1 protein-coding gene is annotated in these 399 nt (G+C 55.9%); it reads right to left on the reverse strand.

What is annotated here, in order from left to right:
* On the reverse strand, positions 1 to 399 hold a 399-nt coding region (locus EN780_RS38240), incomplete at both ends, for a UDP binding domain-containing protein (protein ID WP_281035432.1).

Here is a 399-nt window from a genome sequence, read left to right on the forward strand (position 1 = left end):
GGATAGATAATGCTTGTGAGGAACCGCCAGAACAAGCGCCTGCAAATCGTTTATCTCGTCGAGTGGCAAGATTGTTTCACCATATTCGCGTCGAGCGGTTTCGGCATCGGCAAAAGGATCGTGGACCTTGGGGGCAATTCCGAACTGCCTCAGTTCCCTGACCAAGTCGAAAACGCGGCTGTTGCGCAGATCCGGAACGTCCTCCTTGAAGGTCAGTCCGAGAACGCCGACGGAAGCTCCTTTCACGGGCACATCCGAACGGATCAGCTGTTTGACGACCTGTTGAGCAACGAAGGCTCCCATGCCGTCATTGATGCGGCGGCCGGCGAGGATGATCTGCGGATGGTAGCCCTCAGCTTCCGCCTTGGCAGTCAGATAGTACGGATCGACACTTATGCA

It is taken from the genome of Mesorhizobium sp. M4B.F.Ca.ET.089.01.1.1 (assembly GCF_004022605.1).
Classification (GTDB): Bacteria; Pseudomonadota; Alphaproteobacteria; order Rhizobiales; family Rhizobiaceae; genus Mesorhizobium; species Mesorhizobium abyssinicae.